The sequence below is a fragment of the uncultured Gordonia sp. genome, assembly GCF_937858515.1.
Taxonomy (GTDB): domain Bacteria; phylum Actinomycetota; class Actinomycetes; order Mycobacteriales; family Mycobacteriaceae; genus Gordonia.
On record NZ_CALLZT010000013.1, the window covers coordinates 1 to 13,544 of the forward strand.

The 13,544-nt window shown below is 66.4% G+C and carries 6 protein-coding genes and 1 pseudogene; 2 read left to right on the top strand and 5 right to left on the bottom strand.

What is annotated here, in order from left to right; genetic code table 11:
- The first annotated feature begins 275 nt into the window (after nucleotides 1-275).
- Nucleotides 276-689 (top strand): hypothetical protein, encoded by a 414-nt coding sequence (locus tag Q0627_RS01135; RefSeq protein ID WP_291015499.1) that lies wholly within the window; start codon nucleotides 276-278, stop codon nucleotides 687-689.
- Nucleotides 690-789: 100 nt separating this feature from the next.
- Entirely contained in the window at nucleotides 790-2,928 is a 2,139-nt protein-coding gene (locus Q0627_RS01140) for an MMPL family transporter (protein ID WP_291015501.1), read from the top strand.
- Nucleotides 2,929-2,931: 3 nt separating this feature from the next.
- Here the strand turns inward: Q0627_RS01140 and Q0627_RS01145 are convergent, their stop codons facing one another.
- The 5 genes and pseudogenes from Q0627_RS01145 to Q0627_RS01165 all read right to left on the bottom strand — a co-directional run.
- On the bottom strand, nucleotides 2,932-6,273 hold the full coding sequence (locus tag Q0627_RS01145) for a BTAD domain-containing putative transcriptional regulator (protein ID WP_291015502.1): 3,342 nt from the start codon (nucleotides 6,271-6,273) through the stop codon (nucleotides 2,932-2,934).
- Nucleotides 6,274-6,294: 21 nt separating this feature from the next.
- Entirely contained in the window at nucleotides 6,295-7,563 is a 1,269-nt protein-coding gene (locus Q0627_RS01150; protein WP_291015504.1) for an alpha-hydroxy acid oxidase, read from the bottom strand.
- 21 nt (nucleotides 7,564-7,584) lie between these two features.
- The gene (gene glgB, locus Q0627_RS01155) at nucleotides 7,585-9,786 is read right to left on the bottom strand and encodes a 1,4-alpha-glucan branching protein GlgB (RefSeq protein WP_291015505.1); all 2,202 of its coding nucleotides are present in this window, start codon (nucleotides 9,784-9,786) and stop codon (nucleotides 7,585-7,587) included.
- Nucleotide 9,787: 1 nt separating this feature from the next.
- The gene (locus tag Q0627_RS01160; protein WP_291015507.1) at nucleotides 9,788-11,791 is read right to left on the bottom strand and encodes a maltotransferase domain-containing protein; all 2,004 of its coding nucleotides are present in this window, start codon (nucleotides 11,789-11,791) and stop codon (nucleotides 9,788-9,790) included.
- 131 nt (nucleotides 11,792-11,922) lie between these two features.
- Nucleotides 11,923-13,371 (bottom strand): annotated as a pseudogene (locus tag Q0627_RS01165) (ATP-dependent DNA helicase); the annotation flags it as partial.
- Nucleotides 13,372-13,544: the final 173 nt, after the last annotated feature.

Consider the following 13,544-nt stretch of genomic DNA (forward strand, 5'->3'; position numbering starts at 1 on the left):
CGCAAATTCGCAGTCAGATCCGATACGCCACCGCTACTCGCGGATCTAGGTCAGAACCTCATATCAGATAATCTGTTGTCGTCAGTTCCGACGATTCTGCTGTAGGATGCTTTACTTTCAGTGTGCAGCATTGCTACGGTAAGCTTCGTAGCAGATCATGCATTGCTACGAGAGAATTCTCTCATCTGATCTGAGTCAAGCACAATCTATTGCCGGTGATTGGTTAGTTGTTTCGAGACGATCGGTCCTATCGGTACAGTAAGGATTCCCACGCAATGAAATTGGTACAAAAGACCGGTGCAATCGCAGTGGCTGCTGCCGCGGTGGGTTTGATCGGCGCCGGAGTCACGCCCGTCGCAGACGCCAGCGTAAGCACGAAGTACTGGTGGGGAACGTCAACCTGGTATTCGCAATCCGAAGTAAAGAAGCTTCAGCCGAAGTTCCGGCGGGTGACTGATCTCTCAGCAGGAGGCGGTGCGGCGGCAGTTGCTCCGATTTGTGGCGCTATGGCGTTGGCGGCAGCAGTTCCTGGGCTCGCGTGTGCAGCGTTTACTGGTGCCGGCTGGTGGTACCTGCAGGACCAGGCGTCAAAGCTTGACTACGCCGCGGCCCGAAACATGTGCGCCCAACTCGACACCAACAAGGTCGGTCTTGTCACTGTCAAACCATACAGCTGTAAGTGGAAGTAGCGGCGTGAACATTACCGCTTGATAGCGGCTTGCTCGCCAGACACGACGTCTCCAAGCCGAGTACAAGTGGGCGCCAAGTGGGGTGGGGGAGGGTGTCGGCATGAATAGTTCACTGTTGTATCGGTTGGGGCATGTCAGTGCCCGGCATCCTGTTCGGGCGCTGCTCGGATGTGTTGGTGTGCTCGTCGTGCTGTTGGGCGTGTCGATGGCGTTTGGTGGTGATACCCAGGAGGACTGGGATGTCACCGGGGTGCCGTCGCAGCGGGGCGTCGAGCTGCTCCGGGAGCATCAGCCCGGGGTGGGGGATGCGTTTGCGCGGGTGGTTGTGCATTCGGGTGATGGGGCGTTGACCGAGGCCGAAACGGCCGGGCTGCGAACCAAACTCGAGGCGATGCCGCATGTGGTGACGGTGTCGGACGCCCGGTTCAGTGATGATCGGGACACCGCGGTGATCACCGTCGGGTACGACGTTCCCATCACTCACAAGGATCTGATGGGGAATGCTGATCCGCTCAATGAGGCTGTGGCCGATGCTCGTGCGGCGGGGCTGACGGTGGAGATGAACGGGGCGGTGCCCGAGACTGCGGCTGCTCCCGTCGAGGGATATGCCGAGATCATCGGTATCGTGCTGGCGCTGCTGATCATGGTGCTGGCGTTCGGGTCGGTGGTGGCCGCCGGCCTGCCGATCGTTACGGCGATCGTCGGTCTCGTCGCGACCTCCGCCGGCGTCACCCTGCTGGCCGCGGCGATGAAAGTCAGTCCGTCGGCGCCGATGGTGGCCAGCATGGTCGGGCTCGGTGTGGGTATCGACTACGCGTTGCTGGTGGTCAACCGTCACGTCGAGTATCTGCGCGACGGACACGACGTCGTCGAGTCGGCTGCCAGATCGGTTGCGACCGCGGGGCGTTCGGCGGTGATCGCGGCGACGACCGTGCTCGTGTCGCTGATGGGATTGCGGCTGGCTGGGCTGCCGACGTACTCGTCGTTCGGGTTCGCCACCGCGATCGCGGTGGTCGCGATGCTGGCGGCGACGCTCGTCGTTGTGCCCGCGCTGTGCGCACTCGCCGGTGCTCGGCTGACGCCGCGCAAGGAACGCAAGGCCGCCGCGGCACCCGTCGCCGCTGAAGAGTCGTTCATCGGACGGTGGGCTGCGGCGGTCGGTCGACGGCCCCTGGCGGCCGCGATGCTCGCGGTGATCGTGATGCTCACCCTCGCCGCGCCGGCGATGGCCATGCGGACCTGGCCGTCGGATGCGAGTGCGCAGTCGAGCGAACTCACCACACGGCGTGCGTATGATCTGCTGGCCGACGAGTTCGGTCCGGGCGCCAACGCCGAAGTGCTGATCGTCGCCGAATCGACCGGGCCCGACAAGGCCGATCCGGGAGCCGTCGACCTGGCACTCGACCGGATTTCGCGTCAGCCGGGTGTGGTCGCGGTCAGTCCGCTGATGCCGTCCCCCGACAAGGCGATCGGGGTCGCGCACGTGACCGTCGCCTACGGGCCGTCGGACACCAAGACAAGTGACGTGCTCGCCGCGATCCGTGACCAACTTCCCGACGGCACGGTGCTGACCGGTGAAACCGCCTACTACGACGACATCTCCGATATGCTCGCCGTCCGGTTGTGGGTGGTCATCGGGTTTGTCGTCGCCGCGTCGCTGGTCCTGCTGACCGTCGTGTTCCGGTCGGTGATCATCCCGGTCAAGGCCGCCATTATGAACCTGCTGTCGGTGGCCGCCGCGTACGGCGTCATCACCGCGGTGTTCCAGTGGGGCTGGGGATCGTCGCTGCTGGGCGTGGATCAGCCTGTGGCGGTGTCGAGTTGGGTGCCGATCCTGATCTTCGCGATCCTGTTCGGGTTGTCGATGGACTACGAGGTGTTCCTGCTGTCGCGGATCCGTGAGGACTGGCTCGCCACCGGAGATCCGCGCGGCAGCGTGATCAGCGGGCTGGCCAAGACCGGCCGGGTCATCACGGTGGCCGCGGCGGTGATGGTGGCGGTGTTCCTGAGCTTCTCCACCGAAACCGACATCATGCTGAAGATGGCCGGCCTCGGGATGGCAGTGGCGGTCTTCCTCGACGCGACCGTCGTCCGGATGGTGCTGGTGCCGGCGACGATGTCGCTGCTGGGCCGCTACAACTGGTGGCTGCCGGGGTGGCTCGACAGGATTCTGCCGACGATCGATCTCGAAGCGCACGAGGAGGATGCGGGCAAGGCTCCGGAACTGCTGAAGGTGTAACCGTCAGAAACCGAAGCGATCCCGCTCGCCGGCGAACCATTGCCGGACGGGCGGGATTCGCCATTGGTCCATCAGGTGTTCGGCGTCGTCGGCGTGCCGGGACGCGAGTTCGGTGTCTCCCATTGAGAATGCGGCCAGTGCCAGGAAGGCGTCGGCGGGGCCGATCGCGGTGCCCGCGCCAGCGTTCACCGACCACCCGGTCATCGGGGCGAGCAGGTCGTAGGCCTGGCGGCCTAGGTCGGGCCGCTCCAGGTGGGCGGCGACTTCACCGGCCGCCGCCCACTCGGCCAACGAGTACCAGTCATGCGAGGAGAGGCCGGGATCGACCACGATCGAGTCTCGGGCCGCGTCACGATCGCCGATACGGATATACAGTGCGGCCCGGAAACATCCGACGGGCATCTGATCGATGACGGGCCCGGAGAAGTGCGGGGCGACCGCCGACAGCGAACCGTCCCACAGGGCGATTCCCAGCCGGATACCCATACTCGCGACCGGAGACTGGGCCAGCCGCACCCGATGCTCAAGCTGAAAGTACTCGTCGGCGAGAGCACGGGCCCGGGTGAAATCACCCGACATCGCGTGCCAGGTCACGGCCGTCGACAACACCACCATCACCAGGAATGGTCGGCGCCGGCGCCGGGCGTCGGCGAGGGCGATGTCCAGCAGCGGCCACATCCGTTCGGGATGGCCGAGCTGCGCGTGCGCATTCGCGCACAGCGACGTCGCGAGGATCCGGCTGTCGACATCACCCACCCGCAGCGCCAGCTCTTTAGCGCGTTCGAGCATCGTGAGCCGCTGCTCGGCGTTGTTCGCAGACCACAATGCCTGCTGCCCGGCCAGCATCGCGTCCAGCTCCAGGCGGTCGTCGCCGAGTTCGATGGCAATCGAGGTGGCGGACGCGACGAGTTCTCGGCGTTCGGCGAACGGGGAGGTGTAATAGATCTCGTTGGCCAGAGCCAGCATCACCTCGGCGCGCAGCGCGGAGGCTTCCCGCGAAGTCTCGGCGGAAAGCATCGTGAGCGCCTCGCGCAGCGCCTCGACCACGTCGTCGTTCTGGTCGCCGACACCGACCGAGAACCAGGCCGAACCACGCGAGGGCAGAACCCCGGCCCGGGCGAGCCATATCCCATTCCCCGTCCGGTGGGCCAGGCTGATCGCCGCCCGCAAGGGTTCTTCGAGCGCGGTCCAATCTCCGCGTCTGCGATGGCATTCGGCCAGGTCCAGCAACAGCTCGAACTCGTCGGAGGCATCGGCGGTCGGGTCACCCGGCAGTGCCTTCAGTGCCGCGGTGTACAGGCCGACGCTCTCGTCATCCGCGAACACTTCGGCAGCCTGATGAGCGGCGTCGCGTGCGGCCCGCCAGGCCCGCGCCCGGTGCGCCGGACCGGCCGACAGCCAATGGTGGGCGATCTCCGAACCCCGGCCACCGAGATCGGCGAGGGTCTGCGCGGCGCGGGCATGGACCGAGGCACGCCGGGTCGGTGCCGACACCGAATAGATGTGGTCGCGGACCAGAGCGTGCGCGAAGACGAACTCCCCGATCCCTTCCTCACGGATCAGCCCCGCGGCGACGGCCGTGTCGAGCAGGTCCAGTGCGGTGTCGGGGTCCTGCGCCCGGACGCCGCACAGGACTGGCAGGGTGAACTCGCGCCCCAGTACCGCCGCGGTCTGCAGGATGCGGGCGGTGTCGGTGCCGAGCCTGTCGATGCGCCGGCCGATCACCTCACCGACCGCCGTCGGCGGGCGCGGTTCGGCCAGCAACTGCGACACGCTGCCCGAATGCTGTGCGAGACGGGCATATTCGACGACGAAAAAGGGATTTCCGTCGGTGCGGCCGGTGAGCTGGACGGCCTGGGAGTCCGATGTCGCGGTCCCGGCGACCGAGTGCATCACCTCGGCCACCGCATCGGAGTCGAGTCCGCCGAGCGGGATACGGGTGGCGTGGCGCCTGCCCAGCGATTCGGACAACTCGGCAAGCGGCACGGCGCCGTCAACGCTGCGCCAGGTCAGCAGCACCATGAGCTGGGATTCCCCGGAGATCTCGCCGAGTAGCTGCAGCACCCTCAGCGTCGACGGGTCGGCCCAGTGCAGATCGTCGATCGCGATGAGCACCGGCCTGTGCGACGACTCTGCCAGCACCTCCGAGACGATCCGCTCGCGCAACCGGAAGGCGGCGCCCTCGTCAGTGTTGGCGCCGGCGGTGATGGTCGGCAGTTCGCGGCCCCACCTGGTCAGGATCTGCGCCCACGGCCACAGCGGCGGCGCACCGTCGTCCTGCGAGCAGCGGGCCCAGCCGACGAGGGCGCCGTCACGTGCGGCCGTCGCGACTGTTTCGGCGACCAGCCGGGTCTTGCCGATGCCGGCCTCGCCGCTGATCACCACGAACTCCGTCGATCCCGACACAGATCGCTGCCACGCCGCCGACAGTTCGGCCAGCTCGTCCGCCCGGCCGGCGGTGGGCCACGGGAGTACGGGCACGGTATCGGCAGCCGGTGGGGCCGGTGCGGGGTCGGGCTCGGTGGCCGCCGGGGTCGGTGCATCCGGAACCGCCGATACCGGGCGTTCCCAGTCGATGGACGAATCCTGTTGCAGGATGGCCGATTGCAGTTCCCGGATCGCCGGACCGGGTAGCAGTCCCAGCTCCTCGTCGAGAACCTTACGCAGGTCTTCGATCACACCGAGCGCATCGGCTTGCCGCCCGCATCGCGCGAGCGCGAGAGCCCTGATCCGCCAAAGGCTTTCGCGCAGTGGGTACTGGGCGATCAGTGCTTCGGCGGCTGCGGCGACCGCGGTGTGTCTGCCCAGCACCGTCGACACCTCCAGTCGCAGTTCCTCACCGAGGACGCGCAGTTCTTCCAGGCGGGACCGTTCGGCCACCGCGGCATCGCCGAGGTCGGCGTACGCCTCACCGCGCCACAGCGACAACGCGTCGGCCAGGTCCGCGTCGACCTGCTCCAGGCCCTCGGCGGTCATGCCCGAGAGCGTGTCGCGGCGCGCGTCGGCGTCGGTGACGACCGATTCGAAAACGTCGGCGTCGACGGTGCCCGGGACCAGATCCAGCACGTAGCCGGGAACTCGGGTCAGCAGCACGGAGGCGGGCTGACGTGGTTTACGATCAGGCTCCAGGGTCCGTCGCAGCCCCGACACATAGGCCTGCAACGTCGTCATCACCGAGGCCGGCGGATGCTCGCCCCAGAGTTGCCCGATCAGCGAATCCACCGACACCGCGTGCGGACGGGCCAGCACCAGGGCAGCCAGCAGCGATCGGGTTTTCGGGGTGCCCAGGTCGACGGAGACACCGTCGCGGGTCACCTCCAGGTGGCCGAGGATCGCGAACTTCACCGGCCAAGGATACGGTGCGGATCAGTCGTCGGCGCTCGCCCGGGCGGACGAATCGCCGAGCGGGACGAGCCGGGTGAGCTGGGTGACGTGGTGCGGGCCCAGTTCGGCGAGCGAGGACACTCCGAGCAGCGCCATGGTGCGTTCGATCTCGGTGCGCAGGATCTCGATGGTCTTGTCGACGCCGGCCCGGCCACCGGCCATCAGTCCGTACAGGTAGGCGCGGCCGATGAGGGTGAAATCGGCGCCGAGTGCGACGGAGGCAACGATGTCGGCGCCGTTCATGATGCCGGTGTCGACCATCACCGTGAACCCGTCGCCGACGGCGGCCCGTACTTTCGGGAGCAGGTGGAAGGGGATGGGCGCGCGGTCGAGTTGGCGCCCACCGTGATTGGACAACACGATGCCGTCGACTCCCACATCGCGCAGCCGAACCGAATCCTGGACGGTCTGCACGCCTTTGACGAGGATCCTGCCCGGCCACAGCTCACGGATGACGTCGAGGTCGGCGAAGCTGATGGTGGGATCCATTGCCGCGTTGAGCAGTTCGCCGACGGTTCCACCGGTGGAACTGAGGGAGGCGAACTCGAGGGTGGGCGTGGTGAGGAAATCGATCCACCACCACGGCCGGGGGATGGCGTTGACGACGGTTCCGAGTGTCAGCTGCGGCGGGATGGAGAAGCCGTTGCGCTTGTCGCGCAGCCGTGCCCCCGCGATCGGGGTGTCGACGGTGAACATCAACGTGTCGAAACCCGCGCCGGCGGCACGTCGGGCCAGATCATAGGAGATCTCCCGTTCGCGCATCACATACAGCTGAAACCAGTTGCGACCACCGGGGTTTGCCGAACGCACATCCTCGATCGAGGTGGTGCCGAGCGTGGACAGAGTGAACGGGATGCCGGCGGCACCGGCCGCGGAGGCCCCCGCCACCTCACCCTCGGTCTGCATCAGCCGGGTGAACCCGGTCGGTGCGATCCCGAAGGGCAGTGCGCTGGGTGCGCCGAGGATCTCGCACGAGGTGTCGACGCTCGGCGCGGGCGAGAGGATGCCGGGGTGGAATTCGATGTCCTTGAACGCCTGCCGTGCCCGGTGCAGCGACAGTTCGCCCTCGGCGGCGCCGTCGGTGTAGTCGAAGGCGGCCTTGGGCGTGCGGCGCTTGGCGATCGTGCGTAGGTCGTCGATGGTCAGCGCTTTGCCCAGTCTGCGTCTGCGGGCATTGAGTTCGGGCTTCTTGAACTGCATGAGTTCGAGAAGCTCTGCGGGCTTGGGGAATTGGCGCTGTACGGTGCTCATCGCTACCTACCTGTCCTTTCGCTACTGCTCCGGTGTCAGCCAGATGGCCGAATTGGCCGGGATCGTCACCGCCGCCGATACAGGTTGCCCGTTCCACGCCGGGCCGTCGGCCACTACGCTGCCCATATTGCCGATGCCGCGTCCGCTGTATGCTGACGAATCGGTGTTGAGGGCCTCGGTCCACGTTCCGCCCCGGGGCAGCCCGACACGGTAGTCGCCGCGATCGCTACCCGAGAAATTGAACAGACACGCCATCGCCGATCCGTCGGATCCGAACCGCAGGTAGGTGATCACATTGCCGGCGGCGTCGTCGGCGTCGATCCAGGTGAAACCGTCGGATCCGGTGTCCCGGCTGTACAGGGCCGGACTGGACCGGTAGATGCGGTTCAGATCACCGACGAGAGCCGAGATGCCCGAATGCAATTCGCCTTCCCAACCCTGCATCTGGTCCCAGTCCAGGCTGCGGTTGTCGGCCCACTCGCGCGACTGCCCGAACTCCTGGCCCATGAACAGAAGTTGCTTACCGGGATGAGACCACATGTACGCCAGGAAGATTCGCACCCCACACGCTTTGATGAACGCGTCGCCGGGCATTCGCGTCCACAGGGTGCCCTTGCCGTGCACCACCTCGTCGTGCGAGATCGGGAGCACGAAGTTCTCACTCCACGCGTACATCAGCGAGAATGTCAGGTCCTGGTGATGGAAGCTGCGATGCACCTGATCCCGGGAAAGATAACCGAGGGTGTCGTGCATCCATCCCATGTTCCATTTGAGGGTGAATCCGAGCCCTCCTGTGTCGGTCATCCTGGTGACGCCCGGCCAGGACGTGGATTCCTCGGCGATGGTCACCACGCCTGGAAAGTGTTTGTGCACAGTCGCATTGGTTTCCTGCAGGAACTGTACCGCCTCGAGGTTCTCCCGGCCGCCGTGGATGTTGGGCCGCCACTGGCCCGACGGGCGCGAATAGTCGAGATACAGCATCGAGGCGACCGCGTCCACACGCAGACCGTCGATGTGGAACTCGCTGAACCAGAACAGGGCATTGGCGACCAGGAAGTTACGCACCTCGTGCCGACCGAAGTCGAAAACATAAGTGCCCCAATCAAGTTGCTCACCGCGCAGCGGGTCGGCGTGCTCGTAGAGGGCGGTACCGTCGAAGCGGGCCAGCGCCCAGTCGTCCTTCGGGAAGTGCGCCGGAACCCAGTCGACGATCACCGCGATCCCCAGTGAATGCAGGTGATCGATCAGATAGCGCAGGTCGTCGGGACTGCCGAAACGCGAGGTCGGTGCGTAGTAGGAGGTGACCTGGTAGCCCCACGATCCGCCGAACGGATGCTCGGCCACCGGCAGGAACTCGACGTGCGTGAAACCCTTCTCCACGACGTATGTGCCTAGTTGATCGGCGAGATCCCGATAGTTCAGGCCCAGTCGCCACGAACCCAGGTGTACCTCGTAGATGCTCATCGGCTGCTCGACCGGCTCCGCGGCGGCGCGTCGGGCCAGCCAGTCGTCGTCGCCCCACACGTATTCCGACTCGTTCACGATCGACGACGTGGCGGGCGGCGGGTTGGTCTGGCGGGCCATCGGATCGGCCTTGTCGCGGACGACACCGTCGGCGCCGTGCACCCGGAACTTGTACCGCGCACCGCCGCGGACATCGGGGACGAACACCTCCCAGACACCGCTGGAACCGATCATCCGCATCGGGTGGGCGCGTCCACCCCAATCGTCGAAATCACCTACGACCGCCACCCCTTTTGCGTTGGGTGCCCACACCGAGAACGCGGTGCCGGTGACCTCGCCGTCGGCGGTGGTGTACGAGACGACCCTCGCACCCAGTGCCTCCCAAAGGGTTTCGTGCCTGCCCTCGGCGAACAGGTGCACGTCCACCTCGCCGATGCTGGGCAGGAACCGATAACCGTCGGCCACGACGAACTCATCTGTGCCGCCGGTGGCGCCAGGGTAGACGATCCGGTAGCGGTAGTCGACCAGACCCGTGATCGGTACCGCCACCGCGAACAGGTCGCCGTCGGCTGTCATCGGATGGTCGACGCCGCCGATCACCGCCGACACCGACACCGCGTTGGGTCGCAGCGTACGCAGAATGGTGTACCCGTCGGCGGTCTCGTGTGCGCCGAGGAACGCGTGCGGATCGGGATGGGTGAGGCTGCCGAGCCGATTCAGATCGTGCCGCGGTGCCCGGGCGTCGGGGATGTTCGTCATGTCAGCGCACCCGGTAGGAGAGTTGTTCGGCGGCGGCCGGGTTCAGCGGGGGCAGGGACACGATGTGCGCGACGGCCTTCCATGGTTCGAGCTGGACGAAATTGGCTTGACCCCAATGGAATTCCTCTCCACTGACCTCGTCCCGGCCGGAAAACCGGTCCTGCCAGTCGAAGCCGAGGGCAGGCATATCCAGCCACAGCGTCGACGACTCGGTGCCGAATGGGTTGAGATTGACCACCACCACCACTCGGTCGCCGGTCACCGGGTCGACCTTCGAGTAGGCGATGAGCGACGGATTGTCGAGATGGTGAAAGCTGATGTTGCGCAACTGCTGCAGCGCCGGATGGCGCCGCCGGATCATATTGAGCGAGGTGATCCACGGTTCCAGCGACATACCGTTCGACGTGGCGGCCTTGTAGTCACGCGGGCGCAGTTCGTACTTCTCCGAATTCAGGTACTCCTCGCTGCCCGCCTTGACCGCCATGTGCTCGTACAGTTCGTAGCCGCTGTACACGCCCCAGGTGGGGGCCAGCGTGGCGGCGAGCGCGGCGCGCAGCGCGAACATTCCGGGACCGCCGTGCTGGAGGCTTTCGTGCAGGATGTCGGGCGTATTGACGAACAGATTGGGGCGGGCCTCGTCGGCGTGGTCGGCGAGTTCGCGGCCGAACTGCTCCAATTCCCACTTCTGCGTCTTCCACGTGAAATACGTGTACGACTGGGTGAATCCGAGTCGGGCCAGACCGTAGAGCCGAGCCGGCCGGGTGAACGCCTCGGCCAGGAACAGCACCTCGGGATGACGCTTCTTCACCTCGACGATCAGCCATTCCCAGAAGTTCGGCGGCTTGGTGTGCGGATTGTCGACGCGGAAGATCTTGACGCCCAACTCGATCCAGTGCAGGACGACGTCGAGCACGGCTTTGTAGATGCCGGTCTTGTCGTTGTCGAAATTGAGCGGATAGATGTCCTGATACTTCTTGGGCGGATTCTCCGCGTAGGCGATGGTGCCGTCGGGCAGTGTGGTGAACCATTCCGGATGCTCCGACGACCACGGGTGGTCGGGTGCGCATTGCAGCGCCAGATCCAGCGCTACCTCCAGGTCGAGTTCGCGTGCGCGACTGACGAAGTACGCGAAGTCCTCGGCAGTGCCGAGTTTCGGGTGGATCGCATCGTGGCCGCCGTCGGCAGAACCGATGGCCCACGGGGAGCCGACGTCGTCGGGTCCGGCGATCAGGGTGTTGTTGGGTCCCTTGCGATTGACCTCACCGATGGGGTGGATGGGCGGCAGGTACACCACGTCGAAACCCATTCCGGCGATGCGTGGCAGGTCGTTTACGGCGGTCAGAAAAGTACCGTGCACCGGGTTGCCGTCGGTGTCCCAGCCGCCCGTCGACCGCGGAAAGAACTCGTACCACGAGCCGTACAGGGCGCGGCGGCGGTCCACCCACACCCGGTAGGTGCGGGACTTGGTGATTAGTTCCCGCACCGGGTACCGCGTCAACAACTCGGCCATCTCGGTGCTGATGCCGGGGCCCACGCGGTTCTCGATCCGGCGACGCGGTGACCGCAGCGCGCTGATGGCCTCGGTCAGCGTCGCCCGTGAATCCTCCGGTACCAGATCGAGTGCGCGGGTCAGCACCGCGACACCGATCTCCAGATCGTTGGCCAGATCGGCCGCACCCTGCCCGGCGTCGACCTTCTTGATGACCGCCGAACGCCACGTCGTATACGGATCGCTCCACGCGTCGATGCGGAAGGACCAGAACCCGGGCGCGTCGGGCACGAAGGCGCCGTTGAAGACGTCGGGTTCGATCGACGGGCGCATCGCGATGTCGCGGCGCCTGTTGCGGCCGGGGCCGTCGATGTGCAGCGTGACGCCGATGGCGTCGTGACCCTCCCGCCAGGCCGCCGTACTCACCGGAATTAGCTCGCCTACAACGGCTTTCGCTGGGTATAGTCCAGCGGAAACTATCGGGGAGATGTCGTCGATGCCCATCCGGCCGATCACGCGGCCTCCTCTCGGCTGCTTGCGCACACGCCCTAACCGTAGGCGAAAACGATCCAGGTCTCAGCGCGATGACCACAGTCTCCCACTGTGCGGACCCGGACAGGGCAGGGATCGGGCACCGGCCTGGGCTCTCAGCCCGGCTTCTTCAATCGGCGCAACGCCGCCCGCGTGACTGCCGGATCGGTGGTCTTCCAGAACGGCGGCAACGACGCCACCAGGTAGCCGCCGTATCCGGCTGTGGCCAGCCGCGAGTCGAGGACCGCCACCACGCCGCGATCGGCGGTGGACCGCAACAACCGGCCGGCACCCTGGGCCAGCAGCAACGCCGCATGATTGGCCGCGACCGCGAGGAACCCGTTGCCGCCGCGTGCGCTGACTGCGCGCTGACGGGCGGTCATGAGCGGATCGTCGGGACGTGGGAACGGGATCCGGTCGATGAGTACCAGACTCAGCGACGGACCGGGCACGTCGACGCCCTGCCAGAGCGACAATGTCCCGAACAGGCAGGTTTCCGGGTCCTCGGCGAACCGCTTCACCAGCGTCGACGTGGAGTCGTCACCCTGGCACAGAATCGTGCGGTCCGAGCGCTCCCGCATGAACTCGGTGGCCTCCTTCGCCGCCCGCATCGACGAGAACAGCCCGAGGGTGCGCCCGCCCGCGGCGTCGATCAGCTCGGCGATCTCGGTGCGCACCGGCTCGGACAGGGCGTCGCGGCCGGGCCTGGGCAGATGTTTGGCGACGTACAGGATCGCCGAGCGGGGGTAGTCGAACGGCGACCCGGCGTCCAGGCCGTTCCACCGCACCGACGAGGTGTCCGAGGGTGCGGTCTTGCCGGTGGCGGTGACGTCGACCGCCGCGCCCGACGTGCCGCCGCCGTGCGCGGGCAGACCCCAGTTGACCGCGAGTGCGTCGAAGTTTCCGCCGATTGTGAGGGTGGCCGAGGTGAGGATCACCGTCGCGCCGGCGAACAGGCTGCTGCGCAGCAGGCCTCCGACGCTCAGCGGCGCCATGCACAGCACTCGGCGGGTCTCGCCGGCCCGGTTGATCGGTTCGGCGCTTACCCACACCACATCCCGGCGCTTGGACATGTCCTGTTCGTCGAACGCGCCGAGCAACCGGACTACGGCGTCGTGCGTGTTCTCCAGTGACGTCAGCGCCGCAGACCGGGCCGCGGCGCTGTCGGCGTCCTGGCCTGCTCCGCGTACCGGCCCGATCGCGGTGTGCGCCTGCCACAACCGGTCTCGCAGCGAGGCGAACACGGCGTCACCGCCGCTCGGCATCGTCGTCCACTCACCCGTGCGGACGTCGTTGAGAAACTCACCGAACTGCTCACCCGCGCCCAGGAGGGCATCGGTGGTCTCCTCGTCGATGAGCTTGCCGCAGCGCCGGGCGATCAGCGCGATCGACGCCGCCGACAACTCGTCGGTCGACACCGAGGTGATGCGATCGACCAACTCATGTGCCTCGTCCACGACCACCACGTCGTGTTCGGGCAGGATTGTCGCCGGACTCATCGCGTCGATCGCGAGCATCGCGTGATTGGTGACCACCAGATCGACCAGGGCGGCTTTGCGGCGGGAGTGGTTTGCGGAGGAAGCCACGCCTAAGGAGCCAGTCGGCGCGCCCCGGCAATATCGTCCTGGAAGGCAACCGCCGGCTCGCCGCTCTGCGCCTGATTGCCGATGAGAGCCTGCGCAAGAAGCTCAAGGTCACGTTGCCGGCGGTCGATGCCCAGAAGCCTCTGCCAGAAAAG